Annotated in this window: 15 protein-coding genes; all 15 read left to right on the top strand. The window is 68.0% G+C overall.

Annotated features, from left to right (window positions below):
• Window positions 1–111 precede the first annotated feature (111 nt).
• On the top strand, window positions 112–1,752 hold the full coding sequence (locus CSC78_RS02620; protein ID WP_162336356.1) for a M48 family metalloprotease: 1,641 nt from the start codon (window positions 112–114) through the stop codon (window positions 1,750–1,752).
• Between the two features lie 103 nt (window positions 1,753–1,855).
• Window positions 1,856–2,545, top strand: coding sequence for a phosphate regulon transcriptional regulator PhoB (gene phoB / locus CSC78_RS02615; protein WP_162336355.1), 690 nt, complete (start codon window positions 1,856–1,858; stop codon window positions 2,543–2,545).
• A gap of 222 nt (window positions 2,546–2,767) precedes the next feature.
• The gene (gene phoR / locus CSC78_RS02610) at window positions 2,768–4,108 is read left to right on the top strand and encodes a phosphate regulon sensor histidine kinase PhoR (RefSeq protein WP_162336354.1); all 1,341 of its coding nucleotides are present in this window, start codon (window positions 2,768–2,770) and stop codon (window positions 4,106–4,108) included.
• Window positions 4,105–6,192, top strand: coding sequence for a polyphosphate kinase 1 (gene ppk1 / locus CSC78_RS02605; protein WP_162336353.1), 2,088 nt, complete (start codon window positions 4,105–4,107; stop codon window positions 6,190–6,192). The genes phoR and ppk1 overlap by 4 nt, the downstream gene beginning before the upstream one ends.
• Window positions 6,193–6,284: 92 nt before the next feature.
• Window positions 6,285–7,805 carry an exopolyphosphatase gene (ppx, locus tag CSC78_RS02600; protein ID WP_202924111.1) on the top strand — a complete coding sequence of 507 codons (1,521 nt, stop codon included), beginning with the start codon at window positions 6,285–6,287 and terminating at the stop codon, window positions 7,803–7,805.
• Window positions 7,806–8,089: 284 nt separating this feature from the next.
• Window positions 8,090–9,346 carry a sensor domain-containing phosphodiesterase gene (locus tag CSC78_RS02595; protein ID WP_202924104.1) on the top strand — a complete coding sequence of 419 codons (1,257 nt, stop codon included), beginning with the start codon at window positions 8,090–8,092 and terminating at the stop codon, window positions 9,344–9,346.
• Window positions 9,347–9,397: 51 nt separating this feature from the next.
• The gene (locus tag CSC78_RS02590; protein WP_162336351.1) at window positions 9,398–10,366 is read left to right on the top strand and encodes an aldo/keto reductase; all 969 of its coding nucleotides are present in this window, start codon (window positions 9,398–9,400) and stop codon (window positions 10,364–10,366) included.
• A 52-nt stretch (window positions 10,367–10,418) separates the two neighbouring features.
• Entirely contained in the window at window positions 10,419–10,784 is a 366-nt protein-coding gene (locus CSC78_RS02585; RefSeq protein WP_162336350.1) for a cupin domain-containing protein, read from the top strand.
• A 140-nt stretch (window positions 10,785–10,924) separates the two neighbouring features.
• Window positions 10,925–11,359 (top strand): hypothetical protein, encoded by a 435-nt coding sequence (locus CSC78_RS02580; protein ID WP_162336349.1) that lies wholly within the window; start codon window positions 10,925–10,927, stop codon window positions 11,357–11,359.
• Window positions 11,356–11,913: a hypothetical protein gene (locus CSC78_RS02575; protein ID WP_162336348.1), complete on the top strand. Its 558-nt coding sequence runs from the start codon at window positions 11,356–11,358 to the stop codon at window positions 11,911–11,913. Before CSC78_RS02580 ends, CSC78_RS02575 begins: the two co-directional genes overlap by 4 nt.
• On the top strand, window positions 11,910–12,122 hold the full coding sequence (locus tag CSC78_RS02570) for a DUF4287 domain-containing protein (protein ID WP_162336347.1): 213 nt from the start codon (window positions 11,910–11,912) through the stop codon (window positions 12,120–12,122). Before CSC78_RS02575 ends, CSC78_RS02570 begins: the two co-directional genes overlap by 4 nt.
• A 140-nt stretch (window positions 12,123–12,262) precedes the next feature.
• A complete protein-coding gene (locus CSC78_RS02565) occupies window positions 12,263–13,408 on the top strand; it encodes a glycosyltransferase family 4 protein (protein ID WP_162336346.1) in 1,146 nt (381 codons plus the stop codon).
• Complete coding sequence (locus CSC78_RS02560; protein ID WP_379608552.1) at window positions 13,386–13,937, top strand: phosphatase PAP2 family protein; 552 nt, start codon at window positions 13,386–13,388, stop codon at window positions 13,935–13,937. The genes CSC78_RS02565 and CSC78_RS02560 overlap by 23 nt, the downstream gene beginning before the upstream one ends.
• Window positions 13,938–14,055: 118 nt before the next feature.
• The gene (locus tag CSC78_RS02555; RefSeq protein ID WP_162336345.1) at window positions 14,056–14,487 is read left to right on the top strand and encodes a hypothetical protein; all 432 of its coding nucleotides are present in this window, start codon (window positions 14,056–14,058) and stop codon (window positions 14,485–14,487) included.
• On the top strand, window positions 14,480–14,692 hold the full coding sequence (locus CSC78_RS02550; RefSeq protein ID WP_162336344.1) for a helix-turn-helix transcriptional regulator: 213 nt from the start codon (window positions 14,480–14,482) through the stop codon (window positions 14,690–14,692). The genes CSC78_RS02555 and CSC78_RS02550 overlap by 8 nt, the downstream gene beginning before the upstream one ends.

The raw sequence follows: 14,692 nt of genomic DNA, 5'->3' as shown, positions 1-14,692 counted from the left end.
GCAGTGGAACAGTGCGAACCGGAACCCGTCCGGTTAACCACGTATTCACTCGCCTGGATCGACGACCGGTCATCCTGATCGAGACGCCCATTATCCGCCACGGAGCCACGTTTGCGTCCCTTGCTGCTTGCCACCGTCCTGACCCTGGTCCTCGCGACGCCGCTGGCGTCCTCGCAGGAAAGCCGCCTGCCCGACATCGGCTCTTCTGCCGGTGAGTTGCTGACGCCGGCGCGGCAGGCGCAGTACGGCGGGATGATGCTGCGCGAACTGCGCAACTACGGCTACCTGCTGGAGGATCCGCTGGTCACCGACTGGCTGCAGGGGGTCGGCGGCCGGCTCGGCGCGGACAGCGACAATCCGCAGCAGCCTTACACCTTCTTCATGATGCGCGACCGGCAGATCAACGCCTTCGCCACGCTCGGCGGCTACATCGGCATGAATGCCGGCCTGGTGCTGACCGCCGACCGCGAGGACGAAGTGGCTGCCGTGCTTTCGCATGAAATCGCCCACGTCACCCAGCAGCACGTCCTGCGCGGCGTGGAGCGCGCGCAGCGCGACCAGATCCCGATCCTGCTCGGCATGCTGGGCGCCATCGTGCTGGCGCAGGCGGCGGGCGGCAGTTCCAGCGGCGACGCCTCGCAGGCGGCCATCGCCTCGGCGATGGGGCTGATGCAGCAGCGCCAGATCGACTACACCCGCTCCAACGAATCCGAAGCCGACCGCGTCGGCATCCGCACCCTGTCCCGCGCCGGCTACGACATCGATGCAATGGCCGGCTTCTTCGCCAAGCTGCAGCAGGCCACCCGCGTCGCCCGCGGCAGCGGACGCGAATCGGTCCCGGACTACCTGCAGACCCACCCCGTCACCACCACCCGCATCAGCGAAGCACGCCAGCGCGCCGACCAGATGCGCGGCAGCCAGGTCACCGCCGTCACCAGCGTGCCCGGCGGCGAGCGGGTGGAACGCTTCGACCGCAACGCCATCACCCTGCCGGAAACCCGCAGCGACAATCCCCTGCTGCCCATCCCGGTCACCCTGCCCTCGCAGGTGTTCCGGCAGGGCGACTCCGGACAGTTCGACTGGGCGCGCGAACGGCTGCGCGCCCTCAGTGCCAGCACGCCCTCCGCTGCCGTGCGCGAGTACGAGACCCTGCGCCGCCAGGCCGGCAAACCGTTGACCGGACCGCAGCGCTACGGCCTGGCGGTGGCTCACCTGCAAGGCGGGGATATCCGAACCTCATTGACCGAACTGCAGCGACTGGCCGATGAGAACCCGGACAATTTGTGGGTGGCACTGTCGCTGGGCGAGGCGGAATCGCGCACGGGCAACGCGGCGGCGGCCAACCGCCGCTTCGATGCGCTGCTGCAGCGCTACCCGCAGAACCGTCCGGTCGCCCTGACCTACGCCAAGGTGCTGAACGAGCAGGGAGGCCGCGAGGCCGGCCAGCGCGCGCAGGCGGTCCTGCGGCCGTTGATGGCCCGCGCCGGCGACGACCCGGTGTTCCAGCAGCAGTTCGCCCGGGCCAACGAACTGGCCGGCGACACCGCCCGCGCCGGCGAAGCCTATGCGGAGGCCGCCTACCTGAACGGCCGGCCGGAGCAGGCGCTGATCCAGCTGCAGAATCTCAAGAAGCAGGGCGACCTGGATTTCTATGCCCGCGCCCGGGTGGATGCCCGGATCGCCAGCATCACGCCCGAGGTACTGGAACTCCGGCGCCAGGGCGTGCGCGACCCCGATATGGAACGCCGCTGACCGGCCATCGGGCGGCCTGCATGACAGTCCTGCGGCATGTCATGTAAACGTCACAAAATTGTCGTCTACTGGCGCGGTCCCTCCTCCCCTCCCCGGACCCTGCGTGCAGAAGCACATCCTGATCGTCGACGATGAACCCGCCATCCGCGACATGGTGGCCTTCGCCCTGCGCAAGGGCGACTACGAGCCGATCCACGCCGGCGATGCCCGTGAAGCCCAGAACGCCATCGCCGACCGCGTGCCGGACCTGATCCTCCTCGACTGGATGCTGCCCGGCACCAGCGGCCTGGAACTGGCCCGTCGCTGGCGCAAGGACGCCATGACCCGCGACGTGCCGATCATCATGCTCACCGCCCGTGGCGAGGAGAACGACCGGGTCGGCGGGCTGGAGGCCGGCGTCGACGACTACGTGGTCAAGCCGTTCTCCGCGCGCGAACTGCTGGCGCGCATCCGTGCGGTCATGCGCCGCTCGCGCGACGATGACGAAGACGGCAGCGTCGCCGTCGGCAACCTGCGCATCGACGGGGCCGCGCACCGCGTGTTCGCCGGCGACACCCCGGTCGCCATCGGCCCCACCGAATACCGCCTGCTCCACTTCTTCATGACGCACCCGGAGCGCGTCTATTCGCGCACGCAACTGCTCGACCACGTCTGGGGCGGCAGCGTCTACGTGGAGGAACGGACCGTCGACGTGCATATCCGCCGCCTGCGCAAGACGCTCGAGCCGCACGCCCTGGAAAACATGGTGCAGACCGTGCGCGGCTCGGGCTATCGCTTCTCGGCCGCCATGTGAAGTCGTTGCAGGAATCGGGTCCGGGAATCGGACGCGCGCAGCGTCCTCGTCCATCATCCCGGCGCACGCCGGGATTCATCCTGATCTTGACGTCGCCTGCCCAGCGCCGAAGCGACGAACGACACAACTCACCCTGGATCCTGGCGTGCGCCGGGATGACGGAAAACCAGTCGCCCCCCTTCCCCATCCCTGCTGTCACACACATCTGCCTACAATCGGTCCATGCCCCACGACATCCGCTCCGCGTGGTTCAAGACGCTCGGCCAGCTGGCGCTGATCCTCGCGCTGGCGGTCGTGGCCGGGCTGTTGCTGGGCCACGTCTGGCCGGTCGTCACCGTCGCCGCGCTCGGCGTGGTCGCATGGCACTACTGGCGGCTGCGCAAGGTCCTGCTGCGCCTGACCGCCCGCCAGCGCATGGAACCGGCCCGGGGCCGTGGCGTCTGGAACGAGCTCGACCGCCTGCTGTTCCGCGGCCAGGCCGAGATGCGCACGCGCAAGCGCCGCCTGCTCGACATGCTGCGCGCCTACCGCGCCGCCGCCGCCGCGCTGCCTGACGGCGTGGTGGTGGTGGAACGCAACAGCCAGCGCGTGCAGTGGTTCAACAAGGCCGCCGGCACCCTGCTGGGCCTGCAGTACCCTGCCGACATCGGCGCCCCGGTCGGCGACCGCCTGCAGCCGCTGCCGATGTCGCACTGGCTGGCCGGCGGGCGCAATGCCGAACCGATGCTGGATGCCGCCTCGCCGGTGGATCCCCACCTGCGCCTCAACCTGCGGCTGATCCCCTACTCCGACGAGTACTGGCTGCTGGTCGCGCGCGACGTCAGCAAGCTGCTGCGGCTGGAGCAGATGCGTCGCGACTTCGTCGCCAACGTCTCGCACGAACTGCGCACGCCGCTGACCGTCGTGCACGGATACCTGGACATGCTGGAGCCCACCGAATACCCGGACTGGGCACCCATGCTGTCGGAGATGCAGAAGCAGTCGCAGCGCATGACCCAACTGGTGGAAGACCTGCTGACGCTGTCGCGGCTGGAAGCGCAGGACAGCCTGCCCGACGAGAACGTGGCCATGGCGCCGATGCTGGCCACGCTGCGGCGCGAAGCCGAAGCGCTGAGCCAGCGCCGCCACACGGTCGTGATCCAGGACGAGGCCAACGTGGATCTGTCCGGCTCCAACAAGGAACTGCACAGCGCGTTCTCCAACCTGGTCAGCAACGCCGTGCGCTACACCCCGGCCGGCGGCACGATCACGGTGCGCTTCGCGCGCGAGGGCGACGGCGCCGTGCTCAGCGTGCGCGACACCGGCTACGGCATCCCGACCGCTCACCTGCCGCGCATCACCGAACGCTTCTACCGCGTCTCCACCAGCCGCTCGCGCGAGAGCGGTGGCACCGGCCTGGGCCTGTCGATCGTCAAGCACGTGCTGAACCTGCACCAGGCGCGCCTCGAGATCGAAAGCGAGGTCGGCCAGGGCAGCGTGTTCTCCATCCATTTCGGTGCCGATCGCGTCGAACCGCGCCTCGACGCTCCCGCCCTCCTCACTACGGACAGCCAGCACGCATGAACGCCGCCCTGGACACGACGCCCGCCACTGCCACCGGCGAAGACGCCCTGCGCGACCCGGCGCTCTACCTCAACCGCGAGCTGTCCCAGCTGGACTTCAACTTCCGCGTGCTGGCGCAGGCGCAGGATCCCTCGGTGCCGCTGCTGGAGCGCCTGCGCTTCCTCTGCATCTCCTGCACCAACCTCGACGAGTTCTTCGAGATCCGCGCCGCCACAGTGCGGCATGCGCTCGATTTCGGCCTGCCGCCCGGCGCGGACGGCATGAGTCCGGCCACCGTGCTCAACAAGATCCACGATCGCGCCGCCGAACTGGTCGACGCGCAGTACAAGTGCTGGAACGACGTGCTGCGCCCCGGCCTGGCCGAGGCCGGCGTGCGCGTGTTCGGCCGGGACAGCTGGAACGCGCGGCAGACGCGCTGGCTGCGCGCCTACTTCCGCAACGAGATCATGCCGGTGCTGTCGCCGCTCGGCCTGGATCCGGCGCACCCGTTCCCGAAGATCCTCAACAAGTCGCTCAACATCGTGGTGGTGTTGAAGGGCAAGGACGCGTTCGGCCGCGCCGGGCACCTGGCCATCGTGCGCGCGCCGCGCTCGCTACCGCGCATCATCCACCTGCCGCAGCGCGTGTCCGGTGGCGAGAACGACTTCGTGCTGCTGTCGTCGGTGCTGTCGGTGTTCGTGGACGAACTGTTCCCGGGAATGGAAGTGAAGGGTTCCTACCAGTTCCGCGTGACCCGCAACTCCGAAGTGGTGGTCGATGAGGAGGAAGTGGAGAACCTGGCACTGGCGTTGCGCGACGAACTCGTCGGCCGCGGCTACCGTCCCGCGGTGCGGCTGGAGATCGCGCACGACTGCCCCAAGCCCATCGTGCGCCAGCTGCTGCAGAACTTCGCGCTGCCCGACAACGCGGTGTACCCGATCAACGGCCCGGTCAACCTCAACCGCGTCATCCAGGTCTACGACCTGGTGCAGCGCCCCGAACTGAAATACCCCGCCTTCACCCCGCGCACGCTACGCGACAGCGAGGCGATCTTCGAGAAGGTGGCCGACGACGACGTGTTGCTGCACCACCCCTTCGACTCGTTCGCCGCCGTGCTGGAACTCATCAAGCAGGCAGCGGTGGATCCCGACGTGCTGGCGATCAAGCAGACGCTGTACCGCACCGGCAAGGATTCGGCCATCGTCGAAGCGCTGGTGCAGGCCGCGCGCAACGGCAAGGACGTGACCGTGGTGGTGGAACTGCGTGCGCGCTTCGACGAGGACGCCAACCTCGGCGTCGCCGACCGCTTGCAGGAAGCCGGCGCGCAGGTCGTGTACGGCGTCGTCGGCTACAAGACGCACGCCAAGATGCTGCTGATCGTGCGGCGCGAGGGCCGCAAGCTGCGCCGCTACGTGCACCTGGGCACCGGCAACTACCACAGCGGCACCGCGCGCGCGTACACCGACATCGGCCTGATCACCGCCGACCAGGACATCGGCAACGACGTGCACCTGCTCTTCCAGCAGTTGTCCGGCCTGGCGCCCACGACCAAGCTCAAGCGCCTGCTGCAATCGCCCTTCACCCTGCACCCGGGCCTGATCAAGAAGATTGAGCGCGAGGCCAAGCTCGCCAGGGCCGGCAAGCCGGCGCGCATCATCGCCAAGATCAACGCCATCAACGAACCGCGCATCATCCGGGCGCTGTACGCGGCGTCGCAGGTCGGCGTGCGGATCGACCTGATCGTGCGCGGCGCCTGTGCGCTGCGGCCGGGTGTCCCCGGCATCTCCGACAACATCCGCGTGCGCTCCATCGTCGGACGCTTCCTCGAACACAGCCGGCTCTACTGGTTCGGCAACGATGGCGCGCCGGAGCTGTACTGCGCCAGCGCCGACTGGCTGGAACGCAACCTGCTGCATCGCGTGGAAACCTGCTTCCCGATCCTCGACAAGGACCTCGCCGCGCGCGTGTTCAAGGAGGGCCTGCAGAACTACCTGGACGACAACTGCAATGCCTGGGAACTGCAGGCCGACGGCAGCTACCTCAAATTGACCCCCGGCGACGACACGCCGCATTCGGCACAGGCCACGTTGCTGGCGAAGGTGTGATGCGACCAATGGACGCACGGCGCGATGGCGCAGCGTGTCATCCCGGTGAAGCAATGCGCGACGCCATTGGCTAGACTTGTCGCATGGCGCCCCTGACCTCCCCCACTTCTCCGCCGCTCCAGGACGGAGACCTGTTGGCCGCGATCGACCTGGGCTCCAACAGTTTCCACATGATCGTCGCGCGTTCGCTGCTCGGCCAGTTGCGCGTGGTCGACCGCCTGCGCGAAACCGTGCGCATGGCCGATGGCCTGGACGGCAAGGGCGGCCTGTCCACCGCGGCGCGGCAACGCGCGCTCGACTGCCTGTCGCGCTTCGGCCAGCGCATCCGCGATATTCCCGGTGCGCGCGTGCGTGCGCTGGCCACCAACACCGTGCGCCAGCTGCGCGATCCGCAGGATTTCCTGGCCGCGGCGGAGGCCGCGCTCGGCAAACCGATCGAAGTCGTGTCCGGCCGCGAAGAGGCCCGCCTGATCTACCTGGGCGTGGCGCACGCGCAGCCACCGAAGACGAGCCAGCGCCGCCTGGTCATCGACATCGGCGGTGGCTCGACGGAATTCATCATCGGCCGCGGCTTCGAGACGCTGGAACGCGAAAGCCTGCAGGCCGGCTGCATCGCCAGCACGCGTCGTTTCTTCCCCGGCGGCAAGCTCTCGCGCAAGCGCTGGAAGGAAGCGCTGACCGAGATCGGCGCGGAGTTCCAGCAGTTCGCCGGCGTCTACCGCAATCTCGGCTGGCAGGAGGCCATCGGTTCGTCCGGCACGGCCAAGGTCATCGGCGAGATCTGCGCAGCGATGAAGCTCACCAAGGGTGCGGTGACCGCCGAGGCGCTGCCGCAGGTGCGCGACAAGCTCTTGCAAGCGGACCGCATCGAGGACATCGAGCTGCCCGGCCTTTCCAATGATCGTCGTCCCATCATCGCCGGTGGCGTACTGGTGCTGGAAGCGGCGTTCGAGGCGTTGGGGCTGCAGCGGCTCATGGTCAGCAAGGCGGCGATGCGCGAAGGCATCCTGTACGACATGCTGGGCCGCGGCAGCGACAACGATCCGCGCGACCTGTCCACCGCCGCGCTGATGCAGCGCTACGGCATCGACGAGTTCCAGGCCGCGCGCGTGGAAGCCACCGCGATGCGCCTGTTCGAACAGGTCGAGCACAGCTGGGGCCTGGACGACGATGATGCCCGCATGCTCGGCTGGGCCGCGCGCCTGCACGAGATCGGCCTGGCCATCGCGCACAGCCAGTACCACGTGCACGGTGCCTATCTGCTCGAACATTCGGACATCGAGGGCTTCTCCCGGCAGGAGCAGCAGGTGCTCTCCGCGCTCGTACGTACGCACCGCCGCGGGGTCCCTAAGACCGCGTTCGACGCCCTGCCCGACCGCCTGCTGCTGGGCGCCAAGCGCAAGGCCGCGCTGCTGCGCCTGGCCGTGCTGCTGCACCGCTCGCACGACGCGGAGGCCATCCCGCGCCTGGACGCCACCGCCAGCGACGATCGCCTGGACCTGGTGGTCAGCAAGAAGTGGATCGACTCGCGCCCCCTGCTCCGCTCCGACCTGGTCGGCGAGCCGGACGACATGCAGGGCCTTGGCGTCGCGTTCAAGCCGTTCGTGGCATAGCGCTGCAGGTCGCCAGCACCATCGACGTGGCGGCATAACGACATCTCGATTGGCTGCGCAACGATACCGCTTCGCAGGCCGAAGACCATCGCACCGACGTCCAGTTCAGCGGGTGGCGCCAAGCGCACTCCCCCAACTGTGACTTGAGGTTACACTCGGCCTGCCCCGGTCCTGCGGCGTGGTTTACCCGACTTGCCCCACGCCAGCCTCCCCGACCGCCTCCGCGGCGGGAGCGGAACCGGTGGCCGACTATCCATCGCGTACCCGCCTTCAGGAGGAAGCCCGTGATCGACAGTAGGAAACCGGAAGACGCATTGACCGATGCCTGGCTCGAAGGCGGCCCGGGTGCCGTCGCCATCGCACGCAACGTCGACCGCCTGCTGGATGCGGTGCGCCGCCACCTCGACATGGACGTGGCCTTCGTCAGCGAATTCCATGGCAGCCACCGCGTGTTCCGGCACGTCGTCACCCGCCTCGACCGTGCGCCGATCCGGCCAGGCGACTCCAGTCCGCTCGACGAGGGCTACTGCATGCGCGTGGTCGAGGGCAGCATTCCGCAGCTGATTCCCGACACCGCCGCCGTTCCCGCGCTCGAATGCATTCCGGAAACGCAGCGCGTTCCGATCGGCTCGCACCTCAGCGTGCCCATCCAGCTGCGCGATGGCCGCGTCTACGGCACCTTCTGCTGTTTCAGCCTGGCGTCCAACCTGTCCCTGGGCCAGCGCGACCTGCACATGATGCGGGCCTTCGCGGACCTGCTGGCCTACCAGATCGACGGCGACCTGGATGCGGTGCAGGCACACGAGGAAAAGGTGGCCCGCATCACCTCGGTATTGGAGATGGGTCAGCCGCACATGGTCTACCAGCCGATCTACCGCAGCAGCGCGCGCCGCATCGTCGGCGTGGAATGCCTGTCGCGCTTCGAGCTGGAACCGCGCCGCACGCCGGACGTGTGGTTCGCCGAAGCGCGCGAGATCGGCCTGGGGGTGCGCCTGGAACTCAACGCCATCCTGTCCGCCCTGGACGGCTTGCGCGGTGTCGAGGGCGACTTCTATGTGGCTTTGAACGTATCGCCGCAGACGATCATCAGCGGCGGCATCGACGGCTACATCGACGATCTGGATCCGCACCGCGTGGTGCTGGAGATCACCGAGCATTCCCTGGTCGATGACTACAAGCTGCTCAACGAACGGCTCGTTCCACTGCGCGCGGCGGGCGTGCGGATCGCAGTGGACGATGCGGGCGCCGGGTACGCCAGCATGCGGCACGTACTGGCCATACATCCCGACATCATCAAGCTCGACCTTAGCCTCACCCGCGACATCGACAGCGACTCGCCGCGGCGTGCGCTCGCCGCCGCGCTGATCGAGTTCGCCCGCCAGACGCAGTCGCACGTGGTGGCCGAAGGCGTGGAGACGGCGACCGAGCTGTCCGCGCTGCAGGCGCTCGGCGTAGACGACGTGCAGGGCTACCACCTGGCGCGTCCGCTCGAAGCCGACGCGCTCGCCCGCCGGCTGGCCGCGGAGCGGCGACGCTACTGATCCGCGTCGCGGGCCTATCATGATGCCCTCTCAGGAATCCTCGACCCCACGATGAAGATCTACCTCCTAGGCGACGGCCTGCCCGCGTCGCGCATCGCCTACGGCTGCATGCAGCTCAGCCGCGCCTGGGACGCCACGCCGGTCACCGCGGACGAGCTGCGCCAGGCGCAACGGCTGGTGGAAACCGCGCTGGCCGGCGGCATCACGCTGTTCGACCACGCCGACATCTATGCGCGCGGCAAGTCCGAGCGGATCTTTGGTGACGTGCTGCGCGCCTCGCCCGGCCTGCGCGAGCGCATGGTGCTGCAGTCGAAATGCGGCATCCGCTTCGCCGACGATCCGCCTGGTACACCGGGTCGCTACGACTTCAGCCATGCGCATATCGTGGCGTCGGTCGACGGCAGCCTGGCGCGACTCGGCGTCGACCGCCTGGACGTGCTGCTTTTGCACCGTCCCGATGCGCTGGTGGAACCGGAAGAAGTCGCCCGTGCGTTCGACGACCTGCATGCTGCCGGCAAGGTGCGCCACTTCGGCGTCAGCAACCACACGGCTGGACAGATCGAGTTGCTGCGCCGTCATGTGCGGCAGCCACTGGTGGCGAACCAGGTGGAGGTCAGTCTGTTGCATCATCACCTGATCGACGACGGCGTGGTCGCCAACACCACCGGGCATGTCTACGCCTCGGCCGCCGGCACGCTGGACTACTGCCGCCTGCACGACATCCGCGTGCAGGCATGGTCGCCGCTGGCGGGCGGCAAGCTCGCCACCACGTCGGACTTCGCCGATCCGGTGATCCGCACCACATCCACGCTGTTGCGCCAACTGGCGGAAGAGAACGGCGTGACGCCGGAGGCGATCCAGCTCGCCTGGCTGCTGCGCCACCCCGCCGGCATCCAGCCAATCGTCGGCACCACCGACCCGGTCAGGCTCGCGGCCTGCTGCGCGGCCGATGGCATCACCCTGAGCCGCGAGGAGTGGTATGCGTTGTTTACAGCGGCGCGCGGCGATCGTGTGCCGTGATCAGAGGCTGCCCCGAACTTCCCGCGCCCCCACAACACACGATGAGACCTTCATGTCGGATTTCGCCATCAACCTGAAAGACAAACTGGCCCGCTTCACGGACCACTGGTCGCCACGCGTGATCGCTGAGATGAACGACTACCAGTTCAAGCTGGCCAAGGTGCAGGGCGAGTTCGTCTGGCATGCGCATGCGGATACCGACGAGGTCTTCATCGTGATCGAAGGCTCGCTGGTGCTCGAGTTCCGCGACAAGGCCGTTCCGCTGTCGGCCGGCGAGATGTACGTGGTGCCCGGAGGTGTCGAGCACCGGCCCGTGGCCGTCGACGAATGCAGCATCATGCTGGTGGAGCCGCGCGGCGTGGTGAATACCGGCGATGCGGGCGGCGCCTACACGGCCGAGAACGATGTATGGGTGTGATCGCCGCGAGAGTTGCATTCGCCATGGCGTTACTGGCCGGTGTTGCATCTGCGGCGCGGGCGGGGCTCCGCTATAGTCATCACCGTCACGGCTGGCCCCACGCCGACGGACCGTCCCTCGCCTGCTTGCCGGAGGTTGTCATGAACCGTGTGTTCCGTCTGATCCTGGCGGTCGTCGTCGGGGTAGTGATCGGCAGCGTCGCCAACATGGCGTTGATCACGCTGGGGGGCCACGTCATCCCACCGCCCGCCGGCGTCGACACCACGACGACCGAGGGCCTGAAGGCGGCGATGCCGCTGTTCGAGCCCCGGCATTTCCTGTTCCCCTTCCTTGCACACGCGGTGGGCACGCTGGTCGGCGCCCTGGTCGCCACGCTGATCACGCCCGGGCGGACCCGCGGACCCGCATGGGTGGTCGGGGCCTGCTTCCTGCTGGGCGGCATCGCCGCCGTCGCCCTGCTGCCCTCGCCGGTGTGGTTCACCGTGGTGGACCTGGTGTTCGCCTACCTGCCGATGGCATGGCTGGGACATCGGTTGGTGGCGCGGAAACCAACCGCCGTTTCCACGCCCACGTGACCCTCTTCCATATCTGCACCGCAAAAGGACCTTGCATGCGTCTCATCCTGATCTTCAGCCTTTTCCTGCTGGCCCTGCCGAGCCAGGCCGTCGACATCACGAAGGTGAAGGCAGGACTCGTCTGCAGGAACCCCGCAGCGGACGGGAAACCGGAAGGATGGGTATGCCACGAAACGCGGGACATCCTGGTCACCGATCAGGGACGCTGCACCTACAACGGCGCGCCCCGGCACTGCAGCTGGTTTGGATTCTCGTTCGATTACCGCGCTGACACCGATCGAACGGTGCTGCACTGCGTAGCGGAGAACTCCAGGCCTACCTCCCCCGGAAATCCCCGCGAAATCATCGCAGAGAACGTCACCTCCAGCACGTTCGACATCCCGCTGAAAGGAAGACAAGGGCATTTCTTCAATCCGATGTACTACGTGTTCGCGGTGCGGGAACCGGACGATGCGGTGGTCGTCGACACGATGACCTGCTCGCACGAGGGCGTGGTGGTCTTCCGCAACACCTTCAACCTGCATTTGCCGACGGCACCGGAGCGCACACCATGACCACCCCGCCGCCCGTCAAAGGCCCCGCCTCCTACTTCCCATCCATCGAAAAGACCTACGGCAAGCCCGTCGCACACTGGTTCGGCGTGCTGGAGACGGTGAAGGACCTGAAGCACATGGAGCAGGTGGCCTTCCTCAAGAACGAACACAAGCTGGGCCACGGCCATGCGAACGCGCTGGTCGCCTACCTGCGGGCGAAGAACGGCTGATGTCTCGCGCCTGATGACCTCCGCCGGCTGGTGGGCATGAACAGAACCGTGTCGCCTTACACACCGTCATCCTGCGGTCACCCAATCGACACACGTGCGACACCTCGCACGCCCAGCATGCGCAAAACGTGGAGTCGCGCATGCGCTTTGCCATCGTCACCGAGACCTATCCGCCGGAAGTGAACGGGGTGGCCCTGACCGTGCAGGGACTGGAGGCCGGCCTGCGCCAGCGCGGCCACGACGTTCCCGTCGTCCGCCCACGCCAGGCCGGCGACGAAGCAGCGATCGACGACACCCTGCTGGTCCGCGGTGCCAGCCTGCCCCGCTATCCGGGACTGAAGTTCGGCCTGCCCGCGACGCGACGCCTGATGTCGCAGTGGAAGGCTTCACCGCCGGATGCGATCTACGTGGCCACGGAAGGCCCCCTCGGCTGGTCGGCGCTGCGCGCGGCGCGTCGGCTGGGCATCCCGGTGGCCACCGGCTTCCACACCCGTTTCGACGACTACATGCGCGACTACGGCGTGCGCTTCCTGCAGCACACTGCGCTGCGCTGGATGCGCCACTTCCACAACGGCGCCGATGCGACGCTGGTGCCGACGCGCGAACTGGCGGAGTTCCTGCAGTCGCAGGGATTCCATCGCGTGGTGCGGTTGGCGCGCGCGGTCGATGCGCGCCATTTCAATCCCTCGCAACGCGACGACGCATTGCGCGCCGAGTGGGGACTCGGTCCGGACGACATCGCGGTGATCTACGTCGGTCGCATCGCCGCGGAAAAGAACCTGGAACTGTCGGTCCGCGCGTTCCGCGCGATCCAGCAGACGCAGCCGAGCGCCAAGTTCGTGTGGGTCGGCGACGGCCCGGTACGCGAGCGGCTGGCGCAGGAACACCCGGACTTCCTGTTCTGCGGCGTGCAGCGCGGCGAAGCGCTGGCGCGGCACTTCGCCAGCGGCGACCTGTTCCTGTTCTCCAGCCGCAGCGAAACCTTCGGCAACGTCACCCTGGAAGCGATGGCCAGCGGCGTGCCGACGGTGGCGTTCAACTACGGCGCCGCGCGCGAGCATCTGGTCGACGGCGTGCACGGCGCGGCGGTGGAAACCGATGACGACTTCCTCGCCGCCGCGCTGCGGCTGGCCACGGACGCCACGTTGCGACGGAGCCAAGGCGACGCCGCCAGCGCGGCAATGCGCGACCTGCACCCCGACCGCGTGGCCGCCGACTTCGATGCCCTGCTGACCGACCTCGCCCTGACACGGAGAAGCCACCATGCGTCCGCTGCCGCCGCGTAATGCCTTCATGGGCCGGGACACCGGCTGGTGCCTGCGTGCCAACCGCTGGGGCGAATGGAGTGGCGTACGCCGCTTCTTCGCCATCGTCAGCCGGTTGGGCGACGGGGTGTTCTGGTACGTGCTGATGGCCGCGCTGATCGTGGCCGACGGCCTGGATGGACTGGCGGCATCCGCGCACCTTGCCGGCACCGGCGTGATCGCGCTGACGCTCTACAAGGCCTTGAAGCGCTGGACGCGCCGGCCGCGGCCGTTCGCCTCGGACGTGCGCATCCGCGCCTGGATCGCGCCGCTGGACGAATTCAGCTTCCCCTCCGGGCACACCCTGCATGCGGTGGCCTTCACCGTGGTCGCGCTGGCGCACTACCCCGTGCTGGCGCCGCTGCTGATCCCGTTCGCCGCCTGCGTGGCGGCCTCGCGCGTGGTGCTGGGGCTGCACTATCCGAGCGATGTGCTGGCGGCGACGGTGATCGGGTCGGCACTGGCGGGTCTGTCGATCTGGCTGGTGCCGGGCGTCAGCCTGCTGGGCTGATGCGGCAAGCGGAGCGAACCTTAAGTTACGTTTTAGTAACTCAGTGTTAGATATTATTGACATTGAGTAAGCGCAGGCTTACCTTGCCCCCGTCCATCCACCAACGGGGAGTACGGCAATGCTGTCGAAGGAACGTTTCGCCTGGGTCTGGCTGACGGCGCTGGTCGTCGTCTTCGCCCTCTACTTCACCTACGTCTCGGTCAATGCCGACGCGGTCGCCGCCATGCACATGGGGCAGCGGATCGGCCTGCTCGCCATCGCGCTCGGGTCGCTGGGCGTGATCGCCCTGCTGACCGCCGTGTTCGGCCGCCATCGTGAGGAGGACGGCACGCCCACGCTGATCGACGAGCGCGACCGCCGGATCGATTCGCGCGCCTCGGTCTACGCCTACTACGTGCTGATGGCCGGCATCATCGTGGTCGGCTGCGTCATGCCGTTCACCACCGGCGGCTGGACCATCGTGCACGCCACACTGCTGGCGATCGCCGCGGCCGAACTCGTGCACGCCGGCCTGGTGATCCACGGCTACCGTCGAGGCCTGCGTGTCTGAGGCCCGCGTCACCAACCAGATCCGCACGCTGCGTTTCCTGGCCGGCGAGATGACGCAGGCCGACCTGGGCAAGCGTGTCGGCGTGACGCGGCAGACCATCGCCGCGATCGAGGCCGGCAAGTATTCGCCCACGCTGGAGTGCGCGTTCCGCATCGCGGACGTGTTCGACAAGCCGCTGGCCGAGGTGTTCGGCTGGGAACGCTGA

It is taken from the genome of Pseudoxanthomonas japonensis (assembly GCF_010093445.1).
GTDB lineage: Bacteria > Pseudomonadota > Gammaproteobacteria > Xanthomonadales > Xanthomonadaceae > Pseudoxanthomonas_A > Pseudoxanthomonas_A japonensis.
The sequence above is the reverse complement of the archived record's forward strand: the minus strand, read 5'-3'. Positions and strand labels throughout refer to the sequence as shown.